Annotated in this window: 16 protein-coding genes and 1 pseudogene; 10 read left to right on the forward strand and 7 right to left on the reverse strand. The window is 71.8% G+C overall.

Annotated features, from left to right (window positions below; genetic code table 11):
• Positions 1–24 precede the first annotated feature (24 nt).
• Positions 25–765, reverse strand: a complete 741-nt coding sequence (locus tag ABEA42_RS18365; RefSeq protein ID WP_345505330.1) for an amino acid ABC transporter ATP-binding protein — start codon at positions 763–765, stop codon at positions 25–27.
• An 83-nt stretch (positions 766–848) separates the two neighbouring features.
• Positions 849–1,793, reverse strand: coding sequence for a galactofuranosyltransferase GlfT1 (gene glfT1, locus ABEA42_RS18370; protein WP_345505331.1), 945 nt, complete (start codon positions 1,791–1,793; stop codon positions 849–851).
• A gap of 202 nt (positions 1,794–1,995) precedes the next feature.
• Here glfT1 and ABEA42_RS18375 point away from each other — a divergent pair, with 202 nt between their 5' ends.
• The 6 genes from ABEA42_RS18375 (at position 1,996) to ABEA42_RS18400 (ending at position 9,736) form a co-directional block, all read left to right on the forward strand.
• Positions 1,996–2,907 carry a glycosyltransferase gene (locus ABEA42_RS18375; protein ID WP_345505332.1) on the forward strand — a complete coding sequence of 304 codons (912 nt, stop codon included), beginning with the start codon at positions 1,996–1,998 and terminating at the stop codon, positions 2,905–2,907.
• A complete protein-coding gene (gene glf, locus ABEA42_RS18380; RefSeq protein WP_345505333.1) occupies positions 2,904–4,100 on the forward strand; it encodes a UDP-galactopyranose mutase in 1,197 nt (398 codons plus the stop codon). The genes ABEA42_RS18375 and glf overlap by 4 nt, the downstream gene beginning before the upstream one ends.
• On the forward strand, positions 4,097–6,049 hold the full coding sequence (locus tag ABEA42_RS18385; protein ID WP_345505334.1) for a glycosyltransferase: 1,953 nt from the start codon (positions 4,097–4,099) through the stop codon (positions 6,047–6,049). The genes glf and ABEA42_RS18385 overlap by 4 nt, the downstream gene beginning before the upstream one ends.
• 86 nt (positions 6,050–6,135) lie before the next feature.
• Complete coding sequence (locus tag ABEA42_RS18390) at positions 6,136–6,975, forward strand: ABC transporter permease (protein ID WP_345505335.1); 840 nt, start codon at positions 6,136–6,138, stop codon at positions 6,973–6,975.
• On the forward strand, positions 6,975–7,721 hold the full coding sequence (locus tag ABEA42_RS18395) for an ABC transporter ATP-binding protein (protein ID WP_345505336.1): 747 nt from the start codon (positions 6,975–6,977) through the stop codon (positions 7,719–7,721). Before ABEA42_RS18390 ends, ABEA42_RS18395 begins: the two co-directional genes overlap by 1 nt.
• Positions 7,718–9,736: a DUF6541 family protein gene (locus ABEA42_RS18400; RefSeq protein WP_345505337.1), complete on the forward strand. Its 2,019-nt coding sequence runs from the start codon at positions 7,718–7,720 to the stop codon at positions 9,734–9,736. Before ABEA42_RS18395 ends, ABEA42_RS18400 begins: the two co-directional genes overlap by 4 nt.
• Before the next feature lie 371 nt (positions 9,737–10,107).
• On the opposite strand, the gene ABEA42_RS18405 is transcribed toward ABEA42_RS18400, so the two are convergent.
• From ABEA42_RS18405 to ABEA42_RS18415, 3 genes are all read right to left on the reverse strand, one after another.
• On the reverse strand, positions 10,108–10,791 hold the full coding sequence (locus tag ABEA42_RS18405; protein WP_345505338.1) for a phosphatase PAP2 family protein: 684 nt from the start codon (positions 10,789–10,791) through the stop codon (positions 10,108–10,110).
• A gap of 131 nt (positions 10,792–10,922) precedes the next feature.
• A complete protein-coding gene (locus ABEA42_RS18410) occupies positions 10,923–11,618 on the reverse strand; it encodes a hypothetical protein (RefSeq protein WP_345505339.1) in 696 nt (231 codons plus the stop codon).
• A 56-nt stretch (positions 11,619–11,674) separates the two neighbouring features.
• Positions 11,675–12,124 (reverse strand): iron chaperone, encoded by a 450-nt coding sequence (locus ABEA42_RS18415; protein WP_345505340.1) that lies wholly within the window; start codon positions 12,122–12,124, stop codon positions 11,675–11,677.
• 189 nt (positions 12,125–12,313) lie between these two features.
• On the opposite strand from ABEA42_RS18415, the gene ABEA42_RS18420 reads away from it, so the two are divergent.
• Positions 12,314–13,492 carry a serine hydrolase domain-containing protein gene (locus tag ABEA42_RS18420; protein ID WP_345505341.1) on the forward strand — a complete coding sequence of 393 codons (1,179 nt, stop codon included), beginning with the start codon at positions 12,314–12,316 and terminating at the stop codon, positions 13,490–13,492.
• A 70-nt stretch (positions 13,493–13,562) separates the two neighbouring features.
• Here ABEA42_RS18420 and ABEA42_RS18425 read toward each other — a convergent pair whose 3' ends face one another.
• The gene (locus tag ABEA42_RS18425; protein ID WP_345505342.1) at positions 13,563–14,210 is read right to left on the reverse strand and encodes a class I SAM-dependent methyltransferase; all 648 of its coding nucleotides are present in this window, start codon (positions 14,208–14,210) and stop codon (positions 13,563–13,565) included.
• A 450-nt stretch (positions 14,211–14,660) separates the two neighbouring features.
• On the opposite strand from ABEA42_RS18425, the pseudogene ABEA42_RS18430 reads away from it, so the two are divergent.
• A pseudogene (locus ABEA42_RS18430) lies at positions 14,661–15,506 on the forward strand (glycoside hydrolase domain-containing protein); the annotation flags it as partial.
• Between the two features lie 295 nt (positions 15,507–15,801).
• On the opposite strand, the gene ABEA42_RS18435 reads toward ABEA42_RS18430, so the two are convergent.
• Complete coding sequence (locus ABEA42_RS18435) at positions 15,802–16,329, reverse strand: DinB family protein (protein ID WP_345505344.1); 528 nt, start codon at positions 16,327–16,329, stop codon at positions 15,802–15,804.
• 100 nt (positions 16,330–16,429) lie between these two features.
• Between ABEA42_RS18435 and ABEA42_RS18440 the strand changes: the two genes are divergently transcribed.
• Both ABEA42_RS18440 and ABEA42_RS18445 read left to right on the forward strand, forming a co-directional pair.
• Positions 16,430–16,768: an ArsR/SmtB family transcription factor gene (locus ABEA42_RS18440; protein WP_345505345.1), complete on the forward strand. Its 339-nt coding sequence runs from the start codon at positions 16,430–16,432 to the stop codon at positions 16,766–16,768.
• Positions 16,765–17,466 carry a cation diffusion facilitator family transporter gene (locus tag ABEA42_RS18445; RefSeq protein ID WP_345505346.1) on the forward strand — a complete coding sequence of 234 codons (702 nt, stop codon included), beginning with the start codon at positions 16,765–16,767 and terminating at the stop codon, positions 17,464–17,466. The genes ABEA42_RS18440 and ABEA42_RS18445 overlap by 4 nt, the downstream gene beginning before the upstream one ends.
• The last annotated feature ends 1,287 nt before the right edge of the window (positions 17,467–18,753 follow it).

The following is an 18,753-nucleotide window of genomic DNA, read 5'->3' on the forward strand; positions in this document are numbered from 1 at the left end:
ACGCGGTCGATCAGGCCGAGCTGGTCAGTGGGAGAGGATCTTGCCGAGGAAGTCCTTGGCGCGGTCGGACCGGGGAGCGGTGAAGAACGCCTCGGGCGACTGCTCCTCGACGATCTGGCCGTCGGCCATGAAGACGACGCGGTTGGCGGCCTTGCGGGCGAAACCCATCTCGTGGGTGACGACGACCATGGTCATGCCCTCCTTCGCCAGGGCGACCATGACGTCGAGGACCTCGTTGATCATCTCCGGGTCGAGGGCCGAGGTGGGCTCGTCGAAGAGCATGACCTTGGGGTCCATGGCCAGCGAGCGGGCGATGGCCACCCGCTGCTGCTGCCCGCCCGAGAGCTGCGCGGGGAGCTTCTGCGCCTGGTGGGCGACGCCCACCCGCTCGAGCAGCTCCATCGCCCGCTTCTCGGCCTCGGCCTTGGGCACCTTGCGCGCCTTGATCGGGCCGAGCGTCACGTTGTCAAGGACCGTCTTGTGGGCGAACAGGTTGAACGACTGGAACACCATGCCGACGTCGGCTCGCAGCTGCGCGAGCTCCTTTCCCTCCTCGGGGAGGGTCTTGCCGTCGATGGTGATCGACCCGGACTCGAAGGTCTCCAGCCGGTTGATGGTGCGGCAGAGCGTGGACTTGCCGGACCCCGAGGGACCGATGACCACGACGACCTCGCCGGCACCGATCGACAGGTTGATGTCGCGCAGGACGTGCAGGTCGCCGAAGTGCTTGTTGACGTCCTTGAGGACGACGAGTGGCTCCGTCATGTCCGGAAACCTACCGGTTGGGGTCCCCTGCGGAACCACCCGCACCGGGACCGTCACGCAATGGCAACCTGCCGCAAAGTCCCTCAGGCGGCCGTGGCAGGCCTTCGGTGGGGCGCCCGGGGCGGTGGCCCGAAGTCCTCCCGCCGACCCTGTCGGCTTAGCCGACGCCACTGCCGCCAGCCCTGGGCGTCGTGGCGCTGGAGGAGGAAGTACCACGCGTATCGCGCCTCGTCAGGCCAGCGTCGCCACCGCAGCCCCGGCTGGGCGGTGAGGTAGCCGAGGTTGCGGAACGTGCGCTCGCGACGGGTGAGATCCCTGGGCACCAGGACCGTGAGGCGGCCCCCTGCGAGGGGCGCCCAGTCGTCGTGGCCCGCCGGGTGCAGGTAGGTGGCCGGGCTGCACGTCCCGAAGCGAAGACGGCTGCGCCGCAACCGTCGGTGGATCTCCACCTCGTCGCCCCGGACGAACAGGCGGGGGTCCGGGACGCCGACGACGTCGAGCGCGTGCGCGGAGAACAGTGCGCCGTTGAAGAGGTTGGCGACATCGGGCACGAGCACGTCGGTGCCGAGCTGCTCGCGACGGCGCACCCACGTCAGCCCCCGTCGCAGCGGGAAGGCGAGCCGCCCCGGGTCCTCCTCGTCGACCACGAGCGGTGACACGACGTCGAGGGCGTGGTCGGCCGCGCAGGTCAGGAGCCGGCCGAGGGTCCACGGGGAGCCGGGTCGACCGTCGTCGTCGGCCAGCCACACCCAGTCGGCCCCGAGCGCACGGGCCGCGAGGATGCCGTACGCGTAGCCACCGGCTCCGCCGAGGTTGGTCTCGGACGGCAGCAGGGTGTGGGGGAGTCCGGTGCCCGCGAGGGTGGTGGCCAGGGCCTCGGCGACCCCGGGCTCCGTGCCGTTGTCGACCACGACGAGGTGGTCCGGGCGGTGCCGTTGCGACGCCACCGCCTCCAGGCACCGGGTCAGCAGTGCGACGCGGTCGCACGTGACGACGACGCACACGACGCGGGGTCGGTGGGCTCTCACGTCGCCGACGCTAGGAGCGCCGGGCACCCAGCGGGCGCACGGCAGGCGCCGTGCAGGTGAACGCCGGGTGCCGGTGCGGTGACCGTGGCGACCTCGGGCCTGCGGTTGCCGTGGGGTGAGCCACCGCGCCTTGGTGCACGCTCCGCCTCGTGGTCACGGCGAGTTCACCGGGCCGTCGCGCTCGCTGCCTAGCGTCGCCGGCGTGACCACTCCCTTCTCCCTGCTGCTGCCCGTCTACCGCGGCGATCGCGCCGACCACCTCGCGAGGGCGTTCGAGAGCACCGTCCACGAGCAGGTGCGCCGGCCCTCGGAGGTGGTCGTCGTCCAGGACGGCCACGTGGGGCCCGAGCTGGCCTCGGCCCTGGAGCGCCTCGAGTCGGCCAGCCCGGTGCCGGTGCGCCGCCTGCGGCTGAAGCACAACGTCGGGCTGGCCCAGGCGCTGCAGTGCGGCCTGTCGGCCTGCTCCCACGAGGTGGTCGCGCGGATGGACGCCGACGACATCAGCCTGCCCCACCGCTTCGCCGTGCAGCTGCCGCTCGTCGAGGCCGGTGTCGACCTCGTCGGCGCGGGGATGCGCGAGTTCGGTGACGCGACGCCCCTCGGTGGCCTGTTGCGGGTGCCGCCGACCGACCCGGCGCGGATCGCGGCCGAAGCCCGGCTGCGCAGCCCGTTCAACCACCCCACCGTGGTCTACCGCCGTTCCGCGGTGCTGCAGGCCGGCGGTTACCGCGAGCTGCCGCTGCTCGAGGACTACTGGCTCTTCACACGGATGATCGAGGCGGGCTCGGTGGTGGCCAACCTGCCCGAGCCTTTGGTGCTCTACCGCGTGGACGCCGGGTCGTACCAGCGTCGCGGCGGGCTGCGCCTGCTGCGGTCCGAACTGGGGCTGCAGCGCCGGCTGCGGTCCGAGGGCTTCACCTCGCGCAAGGAGATGACACGCAACATCGCCGTCCGGGGCGGCTACCGCGTCATACCCGTGGGGTTGCGGAAGTCGTTGTACCGCAACAGGTTCACCACGGAAGTCGCCGATGTCGCCGAGACCGTCGGGCGGGAGTCGCGGGCGCTCGCGCCCGAGCCCGGCACGCCGACGCGCACGCGGCGGGAGCTCGCATGAAGGCGGACCTGGTCGTCGTCGGGTCCGGCCTGTTCGGCCTGACGGTCGCCGAGCAGGCGGCTGAGCGCGGGCTCGACGTCGCGGTCCTCGACCGCCGCGACCACCTCGGCGGCAATGCCTGGAGCGACACCGACCCCGACACGGGGATCGAGGTGCACCGCTACGGCGCCCACCTCTTCCACACCTCCAACGAACGGGTCTGGGAGTACGTCAACCGCTTCACCGGGTTCACGGCCTACCAGCACCGGGTCTGGACCGTGCACCACGGCGAGGTCTACCCGCTGCCGATCAACCTCGGCACGCTCAACCAGTTCTTCAGCGCCAACCTCGGCCCCCGGGCCGCGCGCGAGCTCGTGGCACAGCAGGCCGCCGAGGTGACGGGCGAGCCCCGCAACCTCGAGGAGAAGGCGATCTCGCTCATCGGGCGGCCGCTCTACGAGGCGTTCATCCGCGACTACACCGCCAAGCAGTGGCAGACCGACCCCAGGGAGCTCCCGGCGGAGGTCATCAGCCGGCTTCCGGTCCGCTACACCTACGACAACCGCTACTTCAACGACCGCTACGAGGGCCTGCCGGTGGACGGGTACGCCGCGTGGCTGACCCGGATGGCCGACCACCCGCGCATCTCCGTGCACCTCGGGGTCGACTTCCTCGCCGGGGACCACGGCCTGTCCCGGGACGCGGTGCGCGGCCAGGTGCCGGTCGTCTACACCGGGCCGGTCGACCGCTACTTCGACGACGTCCACGGCGCCCTCGGCTGGCGCACCCTCGACTTCGAGCGCGAGGTGCTGCCGGTCGGTGACTTCCAGGGTGCGCCGGTGGTCAACTACGCCGACGCGGACGTCGACTTCACGCGCATCCTGGAGTTCCGGCACTTCCACCCCGAGCGCGACTACCGGACCGACCGGACCGTGGTGGTGCGCGAGCGGTCCCGTGCCGCCGGACCCGGGGACGAGCCGTACTACCCGGTGAACACCCCCGAGGACCGCCGTCGCCTGCTGGCCTACCGCGAGCAGGTCGCCGGGGAGCGCGACCTGGGTGTGGTCTTCGGCGGACGGCTGGGGACCTACCAGTACCTCGACATGCACATGGCGATCGCCTCGGCGCTGCGCCTGGTCGACGACCTCGCGTCCGTCGTCCACGGCCGGCCCGCGGCGCACCCCGTCCGCACGGGGGCGGGGGTGGCGTCGTGAACGGCTCCGAACGGGTGCTGGCACGGGTCGTGTTCCCGACCGACGGCGACCTCGACGTCCTGCCCCTCTATGTCGACGGCCAGCAGGTGCCGGTCGCCGTCGAGGAGGGGACGACGGTGCTGCCGGTGCCCTACGACCAGAACCCCGACCAGGTGCTGGGCCGACGCTCCTACCGGATCGGCCACGGCGAGCGGGTGTCCTTCGCGACGTACTTCAACGCCTTCCCGGCCGGCTACTGGCGCCGGTGGACGTCGCTGGCCTCCATCCGGCTCCGAGTGCGCACCACCGGTCCCGGCACGCTGGTCGTCTACCGCTCGTCCGCCCGCGGCACCACGGCACGGGTCACCTCGCGGCACCTCGACAGCTCTGCCGAGGAGCTGGTGCCGCTCCCGCTCGACACGTTCGCCGACGGTGGCTGGTACTGGTTCGACCTCGTGGCGGGGCCGGGCGAGCTGGTCCTCGACCGGGCCGAGTGGCTGGCGGGGGAGGCGGTGGCGGGGGCACAGCCCGCCCGGCAGGGCACCGTGACGGTCGGCATCACGACGTTCAACCGCCCCGTCTACTGCACGGCGCTGCTCGCGCAGCTCGGCGGTGCGGAGGAGCTGCGCGAGGTCGTGGACGAGGTCGTCGTGGTGGACCAGGGGACCAAGGCCGTCCGAGCGGACAGCGGGTTCCCCACGGCTGCAACGGCTCTCGGCCCCAGGTTGAGGGTTCTCGAGCAGGCCAACCTCGGCGGCTCGGGTGGCTTCGCCCGCGCCATGATGGAGACCTTGGACGTCGGGGTGAGCGACCACGTCCTCCTGCTCGACGATGACGTCGTCTGCGAGCCCGAGGGGATCGCGCGCGCCGTCGCGTTCGCCGACCACGCGCGTACGCCCACCGTCGTCGGCGGCCACATGTTCTCGATGTACGAGCGCTCGGTGCTGCACGCGTGGGCCGAGCGGGTGCTGCCGTGGCAGTTCCGGTGGAGCCCGGCCGCCGCCACGCGCCACGACCACGACCTGTCGACCTCCAACCTGCGCTCGACGCCGTGGCTGCACCGGCGGTCCGCTGCCGACTACAACGGCTGGTGGATGTGCCTCGTACCCACTGCGGTCCTGCGCGACGTGGGGCTCTCGCTGCCCGTCTTCATCAAGTGGGACGACGCCGAGTTCGGGCTGCGCGCCCGCGAGGCCGGGTACCCAACCGTGTCGCTGCCCGGTGCGGCCGTGTGGCACGTGCCGTGGACGGACAAGGACGACTCCGTCGACTGGCAGGCCTACTTCCACGCCCGCAACCGCTTCGTCACCGCCCTGCTCCACTCGCCGTTCGAGCACGGCGGCCGGATGGTGCGCGAGAGCCTCGCCATCCAGCTCAAGCACCTCGTCGCCATGCAGTACTCGGCCGCTGACCTGCGCGAGCAGGCGCTGCTCGACGTCCTGGCCGGGCCCGCCGCGCTCCACGAGCAGCTGCCCACCAAGCTGGGTGAGGTGCGGGCACGCCGCGCGCGCTTCGAGGACGCGCGCGTCGCCACCGACCCCGACCAGCTCGCGCCCGTCCGGCCCGGGCGACCCCGCAAGCGGGACCAGCGCGCCGAGCAGCCCCGGGACCGGGTCGGTCGCCTCGTGGCGGCGGCTCGCGGGGTCGCCCGCCAGCTCACGCCGGTGCCCGAGTCGGCGCGGCTGGCGCCCGACCGCGAGGTCTCCTCGGCCGACGCGGGCTGGTGGACGCTGTCCGGCCTGGACTCCGCGCTGGTGTCCACGACCGACGGCACCGGCGCCTCGTGGCACCGCCGCGACCGCCGCCACGTCATCGCCGCGACCCGCCGTGCGACGCTCGTGCACCAGCGGCTGCTGCGGGATTGGCCGCGGCTCGCGGCCGAGTACCGTGCGGCGCTGCCCGACCTCGTGGGCGTCGACGCGTGGCGCAAGACCCTCGACCAGCCGCTGCCCGGCGACCGCGTCCCGTGACGTGGACCATGGGGTCCGGCGTCGCGCCGAAGGTCCCGCCCTCACCGACGCCTGTCAGCGCAGCGACACCGCCGACGACCCCGCTCGTGGTCCAGGGGCGCGGAGGCGGCCTCGGCGAGGTCGCGCGCCGACGGTTCCTGCTGGCCCTGCTCGTGCGCAAGGAGCTGCGGGTGCGTTACAGGGCCTCGGTGCTGGGGCTCGGGTGGTCCTACGTCAAGCCTGCCGTCCAGTTCGGCGTGTACTTCGCGGGTCTGGGAATGGTGTTGCGCCAGAACGCGATCGGTGACTACGCGGTCTACCTGTTCGGTGGGCTGGTCGTGATGACCACGTTCGGCGAGGCCGTCGGCAACGCCACCCGCTCGGTGGTCGCCAACGCCGACCTCGTGCGCAAGATCTACCTGCCCCGGGAGCTGTTCCCCGTCTCCAGCCTGGCCGTCGCGGGTGTCCACCTGGCGCCGCAGCTGCTGGTCCTGCTCGTCGGTGCGGTCGTCGCGGGGTGGTCTCCCGACCTCGTCGGCGTCGGGGCCCTGGTCGCGGGCCTGGTCCTGCTCGCCGTCCTCGCCCTGGGGCTCGGTCTGCTCCTGGGTGCCGTCAACGTGCTGTTCCGCGACGTCGAGAACGTCGTCGACCTCGTCCTGGTGGTGCTGGTGTGGACCAGCCCCGTGCTCTACCCGTGGCAGCGCGTGGCCGACCTCCTGGGCGCCGACTCGACGTGGTTCCGCCTGTACCAGGCCAACCCGCTCACGGTGGCCGTCGAGCTCGTGCACCGGGGCACGTGGTCGCACGCCTCACCGGGCAACGCGGGCGCGATGCCCCCCGGGCTCGGTGGCCGCTGTGCGGTGGCCTTCACCGTCGCCCTCGTCACCGTCGTCGTCGGGCAGTGGGTCTTCGGCAGGCTGTCCGGCCGGTTCGCCCAGGAGCTGTGATGCAGACCCGCACCGTCGTCGACCGGGCCGCCGTCGAGGTGGAAGGCGTCTCGAAGCACTTCCGCCTGCGCCACACGCACTCGTTGAAGGAGGCGCTCGTCTGGACCGTGCAGGGCCGGGCGCGCACCGATGACTTCACGGCCCTGCACCCCCTCGACCTGGCCATCGAGGCGGGGGAGTCGCTCGCACTGCTGGGCCGCAACGGCTCCGGCAAGTCCACCCTGCTCAAGCTGCTGGCCGGGGTCATGGCGCCCGACAGCGGCCAGGTGCGGGTCAGGGGGCGCCTAGCCGGACTGCTCGAGGTCGGGGCGGGCTTCCACCCCGACCTCACGGGTCGCGAGAACGTGTTCCTCAACGCGGCCATCCTCGGGCTGTCCCGGGCGCAGGTCGAGGAGCGCTTCGACGACATCGCGGCGTTCGCCGACATCGGCCGGTTCCTCGACACGCAGGTGCGCTTCTACTCCTCCGGCATGTTCCTGCGGCTGGCGTTCGCGGTCGCGGTGCACACCGAGCCAGACGTGTTCCTCGTCGACGAGATCCTTGCCGTCGGCGACGAGGCGTTCCGCGCCAAGTGCCTCGACCGCATCGAACGGCTGGCCGGTGAGGGACGCACCCTCGTGGTGGTCAGCCACGACCTTCCCCTCGTCGAGCGGCTCTGCAGCAGGGGGGTCCTGCTGGACCGCGGGCGCCTGGTGGCCGACGGCCCGGTCCGGACGGCGGTCGAACGCCTGAGGGCTGCCGGTTGACCACGTGGTCGGCCCTGCTCCCCGTGGTGCTCGTGGCGGCCGGTGTCCTGCTCGTGCCGGGGGCGTTGACGGCCTGGGCGGCCGGGCTGCGCGGCACGCTGGCCCTGGGTGCCGCCGCCCCGCTGTCGGTGACGACCATCTCGCTCACGGCGGTCGTCGCAGGGCGCGCGGGCGTGCGGTTCGGCCCGGGCGTGGTGCTCGTGGCCACGGTGGCGGGCGTGCTGGTGGCCCTCCTCGTGGGCGTGGTGTCCTCGCGGGTGCGCTGGGGCGCCCGTGCCGGCTTCGCGGGTGTCACCGGGTGGGCCCGACCGGCTCCAGCCACCGTCGCCGCGGTCGCGGGCGCTGCGGTCGGGGGCCTGTGCGCGGCGGCGGCGGTGGTCCGTGGCATCGGCGACCCGGCGGTCTTCCCGCAGACGTTCGATGCGGTGTTCCACCTCAACGCCGTCGAGCGCGCGCTCCAGTCGGGAAACGCCTCGTCCCTCTGGCTGGGCACGGTCGCCGCGCCCGACCACAGCGCGGTGTTCTACCCCGCTGCCTGGCACGACGTGGTGGTGCTGGTGGTGCAGGGGAGTGGGTCGTCGGTCACGGCCGGGGTCACCGCGGTGTCCATCGTGCTCGCCGCAGTGGTCTGGCCGCTGTCCTGCGTGGCCCTCGCGGCAGAGGCGTTCCGGGGTCGCACCGGCACCGTGGTGGCCGCCGGGGTGCTCTCCGCAGCCTTCGGGGCGACCCCGTTCCTCCTGCTGTCCTACGGCACGCTGTGGCCGAACGCCCTCGCGACCGCCCTGCTGCCGGGCATCCTCGCCTGCGGGCTACGGGTGTGGCGGGGTCCGTGGAACCCCACCGCCGGGGTGCACCGTGCGGTCGGCCTGCGCGCCGCGGGGCGCGTGGCGCCTGCCGTGGTCGCCGCCGGCAGCGTGCCGGGTCTGGCCCTGGCCCACCCCAATGCCGTCCTCAGCCTGCTGCTGCAGACCACGGTCATCGGCACGGTCGCCGTGGGCACCTGGGCCTCGGGTCCGCGCACCTCGTGGCCTGCCCGCACGGCCGTGGTGGCAGGCGTTGCCGTGGTGTTGGTGGCCGAGGCGTGGCTGGTCGCGGCCTCGCCTCTGTTCGCGACCACGCGTCGTACGAGCTGGCCGGCGCGCCAGAGCCTGGCGCAGGCGGCGGGGGAGTGGACGCTGGCCGCGCCCATGCGCACGCCCGTGCCGTGGCTCGCCGCAGTGCTGGTCCTCGTCGGCGTCGTCATCGCAGCGCGCCGGCGGGAGCACTGGTGGCTGCTGGCCTGCCACGCGACCGCGGGGGCGCTGTTCGTCCTCGTCGCAGGCAGCGACGGGCCGTTCGCGCGTGCGCTGAGCGGCCCCTGGTACGACGACCCGTTCCGGCTCGCGGCACTGCTGGGGGTCACGGCCGTCCCCCTCGCCGCGCTGGGTCTCGAGGGCGCTGTCACCACCCTGCGCAGACGGGTCGCCCGGGACCTCCGGCTGCCCGACGGCCTCACGATCGGCGTCCTGGTGACCATCGCTGCCATCGTGGTCGCAGGGGTCACGGGAGGGACGTACGCCGGCGCCAACAGCCGGGTCGTGGCGACGTGGTACGGCGGTCACGGGCTCGCGGGCCCGGAGGAGCTCGAGCTGCTGCGCCGACTGCCGGACATCGTGCCGCGGGGCGAGGTCGTGGCCGGAAACCCTTGGAACGGCTCGTCGCTCGCAGGTCCGGTGGGTGGTGTCGCGACGTTGTTCCCGCACCTCAACGGCGACTGGGGCGTCGACAGGGACGTGGTCGCAGGCCACCTCGACCGGGCTGCCAGCGACCCCAGGGTGTGCCCTGCGGTGCGGCGGCTGCACGTGGGGTTCGTCCTCGACGGAGCCGTCGCCTTCTGGCCCGGCGACCGGCGGCAGGCACGGTATGCCGGGCTCGCCGTCCACGGCGTCGCGGGCTTCGAGCCGGTGGCCACCGCCGGCAGGCTGACGCTCTACCGCGTCACGGCCTGCGACTCCGCCACGAGCCTCCGGCCCTGACCCGGGGCCGCCGGCCCCGCGGACGAGAAGCGCTCCCGCCCTCCCCGGAGGGTGGACGGGAGCGCTTGGCGGTCAGTCCCTGGAGCCGGACCGCGGCCCGTCGAGTGGATGAGCTCGAACGGGCGGTGTCGGCGGGCTCGGCTGCTGGAGTGGGGGTGCGCTGGGCGGTGCCGACCTCATGAAGGTAGCGCGGTGGTGGGGCCGGCGACATGGGCAATACCGGACCTTTGCCTGCACGGGGGGCAGTCCATACCGGGGCTGCCCGAACTGTCCTGTCCGTCCCGTTTGGCGCGCCGACCGGTTGCCCGGTCGCCGGTTGGCCGGTTGCTTGGGCGGCCGTGGCCTGGTCGCCCGTGGCCCGCTGGCCGGGCTCAGCTGGTGCGGCGGCGCAGGTACCCCCAGGCGAGCGCGGCGCAGGCGAGGCCGTTGGCGGCGCCCACGAGGATGTCGGTCAGGTGGTGCATGCCCCGGTAGAGGCGGGCGTAGGCGACCAGGACCGGTACGAGCAGGAACAGCGTGGTCAGCAGGCGCCGCAGCCAAGGCGTCTCGATGCGCTGGGCCAGCAGGGCGAACGTGACGTAGAGCGCCGTCGAGGCGCCGACGTGGCCGCTGGGGTAGCTGGACGTGGGCGGCGCGGGGTCGAGGTGCGGCACGGTGGGCCGTGGGCGGCCGACGATGGCCGTCGCGATGACGAACACCGTTGCCTGCAGGGCGATCGCGATGGCCGGGGTCACCGCCACCCACCACTGGCGGGTGCGCCACCACAGGAACGCGACAGCCACCACGCAGACGCCGATGACGATCTCGGTGTTGCCGATGTGCGACCAGACCGCCGTCACCTCGTCCCACGTGGGCGTGCGGGTCTTCTGCACGTCGCGGCTCACGGCGTTCTCGCTGTTGAGCCCACCGAGGGGGCCGCGGATCAGCTCGCCGATGCCCACGATGGCCGCCCACAACACGATGGCCGGGGCGATGGCCCGCAGGCCTATGTCGCGGAGCGCCTCGCCGACGCTCGGGGTGCTGGTGTCGTCTGAGTACCGGGTGAGGAACGGCACGTGGGGGCTCCCTCGTCAGCGGCTGCTCGAGCCGGTCGTGGCCCGGGCGGTCCCGCCCGGGCGTGAGCGCAGGCTATAGCCGGTGTGCGGTGGGGTGCCCCCTGCCCGCGTGCGACACGCGCCGCCCGTCCCTACTGCAGGAGGCTGACGCCCCGGGAGATGACGAGCACGGACAGCATCAGGGCCGAAACGGACTCCACCGCCATGAGCATCTTCGCGCGTGGCGACAGGGGCATGGTGTCGGTGGGGCTGAAGGCGGAGGAGTTGGTCACCGACACGTAGAGGTAGTCGATGAAGCCCGGGGTCCAGCCCGACTTCGCTGCCGAGCGCGCGGCGACCTCTGTGACCGCGTCATGGTCCTCGTCCTGTGGGAAGCGGAAGTCCGCCACGGGGAGACGCGGACGCGACTGGCGACGGCGGGTCACCGGGCCGCCGCGATCGAGCTCCCAGTAGGCCAGCGCGAAGACGATGACGTTGGTCAGCCAGACCTGTCCGGCCGCCAGCAGCAGCCGGGGTCCCTGCTTCGCCTGCCCGCTGACGAGGGCGTCGACCAGCAGGACGAGGGAGGCGGCGTTGGTGGCGGCGATGAGGAGCACCAGCGCGATCGAGAGGTGGCGCAACCAGCGGTTCTCCCGGGTCATCCGGCGCGGGTTCGCCGCCACGAGGGGAACGAACAGGATCACCTCGAGCACGGGCACGACGACCCGGGGGCCCAGGTGCAGGCCCTCGGGCAGGGCGGCGTACGACGCGATGGCCACCACCACCGCGACGGCTGCGGGCAGGCGTGCCTCACCTGCGTTGTTGCGGCGGGGTGGTCGATCGGTCACGGTCTTGGTGTAGCCCGTCGACGGCTATCCGTGCGGGTGCCACACCGTGGGCACCGTCAGGAGACGGCTGCACGCACCAGCTCGAGGACGCGCTTCTCCACGGTCGGGCTCCACTTCTGCAACGCGTAGGACACCGGCCAGAGGTCTCCCTCGTCGAGGTTGGCGGCGTCCTGGAAGCCCAGCGTGGAGTAGCGGTAGCCGAACTTGCCTGAGTCCTGGAAGAAGAGCACGACCTTGCCGTCCTCGTTGGCGTACGCGGGCATGCCGTACCAGGTCTTGGGCACCAGGTCGGGCGCGGCCGTCGTGACCGCCACGTGCACGCGCTCGGCGAGGGCGCGGTCCTCGGGGTCCATCTGGGCGATGCGGTCGAGCAGGGCCTCGAGCCCGTCTGCCTGCTTGGCCCCCTTCTTCCCCTCGGCCCGTAGCTCGGCGGCGCGCTCCTTCATGGCGGCGCGCTCCTCGGCGCTGAAGCCGTCGGTCTGGGTGGTGGTCGTCTTCGCGGGCATCTCGGTTCCCCCTTCGCGGTGTGGCGGCGTGTTGCCGTCCTTGTCCTCGCAAGGCTAGGACGGGTGGGCGCCCGCAGGCTTCTCGATTCCTGCTCGGTGTGAGAGCTGGTCGACTGCGGCTGCGCGGGCGGGGCTCCCGCGGCCACGCCCAGCCGGGTGGTGCGGGCCGGGCGCGGCTACTGTCGCAGCATGGAGTCTGTGGCGGACGGGTTCGTGGAGCAGGGGTACGGCGCCGTCGGGGACGCCTTCCGCCGCAACTTCCAGGACCCGGGTGAGGACGCGGCGGCAGTGGCGGTCTTCCACCGTGGCCGGCTCGTGGCCGACCTCTGGGGCGGCCGGGACGTCGTCAACGACAGGGTCATGCCACGCGACGGCCTGATGATGGTCGCCTCGTGCAGCAAGGGCATCACCGCCACGGTGCTGGCCATGCTGGTGCAGCAGGGGCTGGTCGACCCGGAGGAGCGGGTGGGGACCTACTGGCCGGAGTTCGCCACCAACGGCAAGGAACGCGCCACCGTCGCGATGGTCGCGTCCCACACCGTCGGCCTCCCGTACCCGCCGCTCGGCACGGGCCTCGAGGGGCTGGACCTGCACCGTGGGGAAGCGGTGACCAGGGCGCTGGCCGCCGCCGCGCCGTTGTGGGAGCCGGGCACGGCCATGGCCTACCACCCCGTCACCTACGGCACCATGCTCGACGAGATCGTCCGCAGGGCAACGGGTTCCACCATCGCGGCACACGTTCGCCGGCTCGTCGCCGAGCCGTTGGGCGTCGACATGTGGATGGGCCTCCCCGCGGGCCTCGATGACCGGGTCGTGCCCGGGAAGTGGGAGCAGGCCAGCCCGATGGAGCCGGGGGAGGAGGGTGCCTTCGAGCCGGGTTCGTATGCGGCCCTTCGGCAGCAGTTCCTCCGCGAGAACCCGCCGATGGACCCGGACTTCGCCGACCCCCAGGAGGTGCGAGCCCACTACGGCGCCGAACGACCGGCCATCGGCGCGATCACCGACGCCCGTGCGCTCGCCACGATGTACGCGGCGGTGATCGGCCCGGTCGGTGGCACCCGCCTGGTGGACGACTCGACCCTGCAGCTGGCCGTGCGACCTCGCACCGACGACGTGGAGACGCTCATCGAGAGCGGGACGGCCGGTCCTGACATCCGGTTCGGACTGGGCTACCAGCTGGCCTCGCCGAGCATGCCCGGGTTCGGCCCGAGCTCGTTCGGCCACACGGGGGCCGGCGGTCGTCTGGGGATCGCCGACAGCGAGCACGAGGTGGCGCTGGGATACGTGTGCAGCAGGATGCGCGACATCGGGCCCCACGGAGACCCCCGCTGGGCGTCCCTCGTCGACGCGGTGCGCCGCTGTCTCTGAAAGCCGCGACCGCGACCGCGACTGCGACCGCTACCGGACAGGTCAGCAATGGCAGACGACGCAGAGGGGTTCAGCGCGGCGGCTCGGACGTGCCTCCCGCCTGACCGCGGTTGGCGACCACCAGGTACCCATCGCTCTCGGGGTCGTAGGTGGTGGACTGCACCGTGAGCCCGACGCTGTCCAGCTGCGCCACGAGCTCCTGGTACCGGTAGGGCCAGATGGACAACCGCTCGGAGCAGGCGCGCACTGTCCTGTCCGGTTCGATCCGGGCGACCACGATCTCGAGGAAGTGCTCCTGCTCCCAGCGCGGCTCGATCTGCCAGTGGTAGCTGACGACCGCATCGCAGTCGTTGCGGCGCACCAGCCCCTCACGGACGTCCACCCGCGAGCCGGCTGAGCGGACGCGCTCCCAGTTGCGTGACGTGAGCACGAGGCGCCCGTCAGGAGCGAGCAGCCGAGACATCGCCGCCAGTGCCGTCAGGCGACCGGTTGCGCCCTCGGCGTGCCCGAGCGAGTTGCCGACGCAGAACACCAGGTCGAACGTGGAGTCCTCGAAGTGGTCGGGCAGCTCGTCCCAGCTCGCGCGGAGAGCCTGGAGCGAGACGCCCTGCTCGGTGGCGAGCTGCTGGGTCCGGCGAACCATCCCGTCGCTGGCGTCGGTGGCAACGACGTCGAGGCCGAGACCCGCGAGACCGGGCGGCGAGCTGGCCGGTCCCACAGGCGCAGTCGAGGACGCGCGCGTCCGGCGGCACGGAGTCCACGACGTCGCCGTAGTACGCCGCGGCTGCCGTGGCGGGAGTCAGCTTGTCGTCCCCGACCAGCCACTCGTACACGTCGGAAAGCGCTCCATAGCCAGCCACCGCGACCACCTCCACCACTCGACGACACGCAAGGCCTTCAACAGGACCCAACCACTTGCCGCCGCCGAGGTTCCACCGCATTCCAGTGGAGGGTCCCGGGTCGCCACCCGAAGGCAGACCGGGACGGGAGGCGCCCGCCAGCTCGCCCTACCGCACCTGACGCGGGCGGTGCCATCCTTGGAAGACCCACCCGCTGTGCAGGGAACGTGGCGGGGACCAAGCACCGGGGCAGGGAGAGCTGGGGGATGGCCATGGCAGTGCACGGGTTGGACCGGGCCGCGGCGCCGGGTGCGGATGTCGCCAGGAAGATGCTCGACGACATCGGCGGGACGTGGTGGAACGTCTACATCGGAGGTCCCGGATCGAGTGCCTCTGGCTGGACACCCGACACGGTGCGCGCCTACAGGGAGCACGGAGTCGGCCACTTCCTGCTCATCTACGCGGGGCGCCAGCAGAACGACGTGCCTCTTCTCACCGAGAGCCAGGGCGAACACGACGGCAGGGATGCCTGCACGAGGGCCGCACTGTTCGGGTACTCGGGCACGGGGATCCCGCTGTGCCTCGACCTCGAGGGCAAGACGTTCGACGCGGCGCCGGCCAGGTCGCTCGACTACGCCAGCGGCTGGTGCCATGCGGTCCGGGCCGCAGGGCTCCGACCCGGCGTCTACTCCAACCCCCGCGCCCTGGTACCGCTGGCCCAGCGAGCGGTCCGACCGGACTGGGTCTGGGTCGCATCGTGGGTCACGCACCAGAGCGACCACGGGCTCGACCCGCACAGGGCGACGGGCATGCCCGACGACCTGTGGTCCAAGACCGGCCAGCGGGCCTGGCAGTACGCCGGCGAGTTCGACGACCACACGTGCAGGGTTCGTGGGCTGGACGTCGACATCAACGTCGCGGACGACGCCGTGCTGGTTCCCGCGGCGATCAAGGGTGCGGCCCAGTTCACGAAGTCCGTGGTCCAGCTCGCGACCGAGGTCCTCGCCGGGAAGTGGGGGAACGGACCGGAGAGAGTCAAGCGGCTGACGGCTGCTGGGCACGACGCGAAGGCTGTTCAGGCCGAGGTCAACAAGCTGCTGCAGTCAGTGGCTCAGGTCGCTGCCGAGGTCCTTGCCGGCAAGTGGGGCAACGGGCCCGACAGGATCAAGCGACTGACGGCAGCCGGTTTCGACCCCATCGTCGTCCAGGCCGAGGTGAACAGGCTCCTGCTCCAGTGAGTGCGAGCACCTCCGCGGCTGGCCGATGAGCACATGCTCGTCGAACCGCAGGTGTCCCCGCTCGACGCTGAGTGCCCGGAGATGCCCGGCGGGTAGAAGCTGCGTCAGAACTCGCCGTCCGGACCGGCGATCACTGGACGGAACCCGGATGCGGGTGGACGGCGTGCCGTGTCACTCCTGAGGGGCGGTCGGGTCGGGGGATCCGAATCGTGTTGCCTCACAACGCTTTGTGTCAGCTGTGCGTCGCGCGGTGCAGGGTGAGCTGGCGCCGGTGGTGGTCATAGTGCTGGGTGGGGTAGTGGTAGACGTCCGCCAGGGTCATGTAGTCCTTGAAGTAGGGGTCCCAGCCGATGGGGAAATGCATGCCGCGTCCGAGCTGCTCCTCCGACTCCTTGATGAGGCTGGCGCTCAGGTGGGCGATGACACTGTCGAAGACGCGCTCCATCCCGGCATGGCCAAGCACTCGGGCCCCACCGAGGGAGCCGAGGTAGTTGATCACGTGGAAGGGGCGTGTGGCCGCGTTGAGTGCGGCTGCGAATCGCCTGGAGACACCTCGTGGCGCCCTGGAGAGCAGACGAACCAGGAGGAGGAGGGTGCGGACGAGCATGTAGCCGAACAGCATGTGGAAGAGCAGCTGGTCGTTGGTCCACCTGGTGCCGTTGCTGGGCAGACGGAGTTCGGCCGTGGTGGCCGAGTCGACGAGGTCGTGGAAGTCGGCCCGGGCCCGCTCGAGCTCGTCCAGGACGGCCTGCCTGTCCATCGCGGCTCCTTGAGGTGCTGCCTCGTCCGGCGCTCTTCACAGTACGCCGTCCATCGGTTCAGGCTTGGATGAATACAGCACAGCGTGTACTGTCAACGCCGTGGAAGCCGCGACCCCTGCTGATGTGCTGGCCCGGTTCGGGCATGCGCTGGCCGACCCGACCCGTGCCCGGATCCTGCTGTCGCTGCGTGAGTCTTCGTCGTATCCGAGCGACTTGGCCGATCAGGTGGGTGCGTCCCGGCAGAGTGTGTCGAACCACCTGGCGTGCCTGCGTGGGTGCGGCTTGGTCGTTACCGTTCCGGAGGGGCGTCGCACGCGGTACGAGCTGGCCGACCGGAACATCGGCCACGCCTTGGGTGACCTGCTGAGCCTGGTGCTTGCCGTGGACCCCACGTGCTCGCCGGTCGACGTGTGCGACAAGGACGAGGCCCTGCCATGACCTCGGTCCAGTTGACCACGTCGTCGGTCTCGGCCCGTCGCATCGTGCTGTCGCGTCGGATCCGGTTGCTGGTGGCCTCCACCATCACGTACAACGTCGTCGAGGCCGTCATCGCCCTCTGGGCTGGGCGCGCGGCGTCATCCACGGCTCTGATCGGGTTCGGTCTGGACTCGGTCATCGAGGTGTCCTCGGCCGCGGCGGTGGCGTGGCAGTTCTCCGGGAAGGACCCCGAGGCGCGGGAGCGCGTCGCCCTGCGGGTGATCGGCTGCTCGTTCTTCGCCCTGGCCGCCTACGTGACGTTCGAGGCGGTCCGGTCGCTGCTCGGGTCGGCCGGGGCCGAGCACTCCACGGTCGGGCTGGTCCTGGCGGCGGTGAGCCTGTTGATCATGCCGGGCCTGTCGTACGCCCAGCGCCGCACCGGCCGGGAGCTGGGCTCGAGGTCGGCGGTCGCGGACTCCAAGCAGACCCTGCTCTGCACCTACCTGTCCGCGGTGCTGCTGGTCGGGCTCGCCGTGAACTCCCTGTTCGGGTGGGCATGGGCCGACCCCCTCGCGGCGCTGGTGATCGCCGGTGTTGCCCTGAAGGAAGGGCGGGAGGCATGGAAGGGCGACACCTGCTGTGCCCCGAACGCGGCACTGCACGAGTCCGGTGCAACGGCGCCGGCCGGGGCATGCGCCGACGGGTGCTGCGAGGACTGACCGTGGCGGGCGGTGGGGTTGCGAGCCCGGCGCGAGGCGCCCAGAGCGTGGGGGGCCCCATGGGCCGGACGTCCTCTCAAGCCGACAACCCGCTGCGACGAGCATGGCAAAGCGATGACGTGGCGGTGGGGCAGGTCGGGCTTGAACCGACGACCGACGGATTATGAGACGTCCGGAAGCGGCAGGCCAGACGCGGATCCTCGCCAATTCGTGCTCCGTTGCTGGTGGTTCGATGACACCCGCCAGAACTCATTTTCAAGCTGGTGTGCCACCCCTGCGCCACAGACGCGGTCTCCGGTCAGTCGGGTCTGCGCAGTGACCTCGAGCTGGGTCGGCTGGAAGGTGTCCGGCTGCGATGCCGGTGCGGGAGCCAGCTGGACGGGTCTGAGAACGGATGCCACGCCGGTGGTGAGGGCTGGGGCTTGCGGCAGCCAGGCACGCGCCGGCCCCTGCCGTCGTCAGCGCAATAGAGGTGATGGTCGCCTGAGCTGAGAGCAGTGTCCTGTTAATGGTCCGGGGCGCTGCTCTTCTGCGTGTCGGCGTGGGGTGCGGTGGGGTGCGCGAGGACGGCGCGCCAGCGCCGCCCGCAGCGCGGGGCCCCACCGCGGGGTCCCACGCCGCCGCGGCGGAGCCGCGGCCTTGAACCAGTAAGGAAAGTCCTCACCGAGGCACCGGAGCTCGGCGCGGCCAGCCAAACGTCCTCTAGTATCCGGTGAGTTCGTGCTGCTCGACTGCAAGGCCTGTACGAGTTCTTTCCCTCGTTGCGATTGGGCAACGACGATGGCTGCGTGGTTGGCAAATTTGTAGGCGTGATCCAAACGGTGTGCGCTCAATGCGGTGCTGGTGGTACGTCACGCGCTCAGGCCGGCCCCTCGGCCACCCCGGTGGCTGTGAACGCCGCGAGCGGATCGCTCACGGGCGCCTAACCCGTCGAGGACGTCAAGGTCCTTGTTCGTTCGAGAGCCTCGAGGTGGGTGACCATCGTCGAGCACTTCCGCGAACTCGACGTCGACGACCGCTCGCGAACCCGGACGTTGCCCTCCTGCTCGTTCCACTCTGGGCACGTGCGGCCGGGTGGGTCATGCGTTGTGCCGAGCGCGGATGCGGTGCGTCGAGGGCTCAGCCGGTGCCGCCCATGCTGAGTCCTGTCGGGGATGTCCCGGTGCGGCCGTCGCCGCGTTCCTTGAGGCACCGCGCGCAGCGGATGAAGCGGTGGACGTCCGGGGTGTGCGCTGTCTCCCACGAGTGGTGCAGGTTGTTGCGGCACAGGAGGGGCCTTCGGGGAGT

This window comes from Pedococcus ginsenosidimutans, from assembly GCF_039544395.1.
In the GTDB taxonomy this organism is placed as follows: domain Bacteria; phylum Actinomycetota; class Actinomycetes; order Actinomycetales; family Dermatophilaceae; genus Pedococcus; species Pedococcus ginsenosidimutans.